The following is a 2,388-nucleotide window of genomic DNA, read 5'->3' as shown; positions in this document are numbered from 1 at the left end:
TTTTTAGCCTTAGCTGTGATTGCGGGATTGTTTAAAGTTATCTTGATTTATGCAGCCCCTTACTTAAAGTAATTCCAACTTTCTAAACAAATGCCGTTTGTAGATTCTGCAAACGGCATTTATTATTGATTCAGTACATCTTTTTTTATTTCGTGCAGCTCATACATGTATAAATCAGAACAACTCGCTCATAGCATTCGCCAACTCATTGAAAGTGGCACTTTAAGTGCGCATGAAAAATTACCTTCATTAAGAGATCAGGTACAACGCTCTGGCTTTAGTTTAATGACCGTAATGAATGCTTATCAGGAGCTTGAATCACAAGGTCTGATCTATTCAAAAGAAAAGTCTGGGTACTTTGTTGCAGAGCAAATTGCACTAAAGCCACTCGAGCAATATTCAGTTGTTTCACTGAACTCTAAAATTGAAATTAATTCCTTAGTTTTTAAATATCTTAAGTCAATTCAACATGAGTCTGTCGTACCTTTTGGTTCAGCTTTTCCGGACAGTCAGTTTTTAACAGCACCCAAACTCATTCAAATTATGGGACAACTTGCGCGTCAAAGACAAAGTTATGACCAGACCACAAGCCTACCTCCAGGCAATTTAGCCTTAAGAAAACTGATTGCTCAGCGCTACTGTATGCAAGGCATACAGACTGACCCAGATGACATTGTCATTACATCGGGAGGTTTGGACGCGCTTAACCTTTCTCTACAAGCCGTTGCTCAACCTGGCGATTATATTTTATTACAGCAAACCGTGTTTTATGGGGCTTGGCAAGCTGCCGAGCGTTTAGGGCTTAAAGTGATTACCATTCCTGAACATCCTCAACATGGTTTTGACCTAGAAGCTTTTGAACAAGTCATTCAAACCTATCCTATCAAGGTGTGTTGGCTCATGCTGAATGCCCATAACCCGATTGGTTTTACCGTCAGTGATGACATTAAATATAAAATTGCCAAGTTGCTTCATGAACACCAAATTTATTTGATTGAAGATGATGTCTATGAAGAGCTTTTCTATGGTGGCCAAAAACCACTTTCAATGAAGTATTTTGACCAACAAAATCTGGTGCTTCACTGCTCGTCTTTTTCTAAAACATTAGGTGCTGGTTTTCGGGTCGGTTGGGTCTATGCGGGTAAGTTTTCAGACCATATTCAACACTTGCAGCTTATGAGTACCATTTCAGTAAATGCACTTATTCAAAATGCATTGGTTGAGTTTTTATCTCATCATCATTACGAAAAGCACTTACGTACACTTAGACTTTCACTTGAGCGTTATAAAAAGCAGTTTTATCACTACTTAAAGCAGCATTTACCGAGCTCTTGCGAAGTGTATTACTACCCAAGTGGCTATTTTCTATGGGTCAAACTTCCTAGTACGCTAGACAGTATGCAAGTTTATGAAGCGTTGATTCAGCAAGATATTGGCGTTGCGCCAAGCCCTCTGTTTAGTGTTTTACCTGCACAGCAGCATTATTTGAGAATTAACTGTTCTTTTGAATGGAACACTAAAATTCAAAATGCATTAGATCAGGTTATCAAAACCATTCAACAAAGAGTTGAAGCAAGTCTCTAAAGAAATGCTTCGACCTAAGCACAATTTTATAGACTTTATTTTGTGGTAACTTTATAGCTCAAATCTATAGTTTTAAGGGAAACAGGTTCAAAGGATTAATATGGAAATTGATGAAGAACTCACCCTTAAAAAAATACAGATTTTTTTGGCTTTCATGCGCTGTGGAAATTTGTCTAAAACAGCCACAGAAATGCAGCTGAGTAATGTCAGTATTCATAAAGCCTTACATTCTTTAGAAAGCGCTTTACGTTGTCCTCTTTTTAAAAATGAAGGCCGTAACCTCATTCCTTTAAAAAGTGCTTATGTCTTTGAAGAACGGGCGCAAAAAATCGTACAAGACATTTTTATTACCGTAAATAAAACCAGAGAAGCCGCAGGCTTTGCAGCCAAGGTTTTACATTTAGGGTCTCTTTATTCTTTAACTGTAAATACGATTCCAAATGTGATTAGCGGTCTTAAGCTCAGACGTAGTGAGCTTGATATTCAACTGTTGCTGAGTTCAAATCAGGATTTGGTGAAAAAGCTGAAAGCAACTGAGCTTGATGCCATTATCGTAGCTTTAAATGAAACCACTCAAGATGATGACTTTGAAATTTTGCCGATGTTTTCAGACGATATCTTTCTAGCAGTCAATAAAGATTCAAAATATGCCGATTTTAAAGACATTGATTTAAGCCTTTTAAAAGAAGAAACTTTTTTAACTTTAACCAAGGGTTTTGCAACTCATAACGACAGCGACATTATTTTTAAAAAAGCAGGTTTTTCACCAAAAGTTGCTTTACAGGTCAATGATATTTTTACCTT

The 2,388-nt window shown here is 37.1% G+C and carries 2 protein-coding genes and 1 pseudogene; all 3 read left to right on the top strand.

What is annotated here, in order from left to right:
- A pseudogene (locus UC75_RS18540) lies at window positions 1-72 on the top strand (DUF2474 domain-containing protein); the annotation flags it as partial.
- A gap of 93 nt (window positions 73-165) precedes the next feature.
- Window positions 166-1,584: a PLP-dependent aminotransferase family protein gene (locus UC75_RS01410; protein WP_049836450.1), complete on the top strand. Its 1,419-nt coding sequence runs from the start codon at window positions 166-168 to the stop codon at window positions 1,582-1,584.
- A 100-nt stretch (window positions 1,585-1,684) separates the two neighbouring features.
- On the top strand, window positions 1,685-2,388 hold a 704-nt coding region (locus UC75_RS01405; protein WP_228137005.1), incomplete at its 3' end, for a LysR family transcriptional regulator.

Source organism: Acinetobacter sp. V2 (assembly GCF_001188385.1).
Lineage (GTDB): Bacteria > Pseudomonadota > Gammaproteobacteria > Pseudomonadales > Moraxellaceae > Acinetobacter > Acinetobacter oleivorans.
Note: the sequence above shows the minus strand (reverse complement) of the source record. Positions and strands in the feature narration are given on the sequence as shown.

What these genes read in the sequence shown, in the direction of transcription:
- UC75_RS01410 (WP_049836450.1), top strand. Translation starts at nt 166, where the DNA reads ATGTATAAATCAGAACAACTCGCTCATAGCATTCGCCAACTCATTGAA.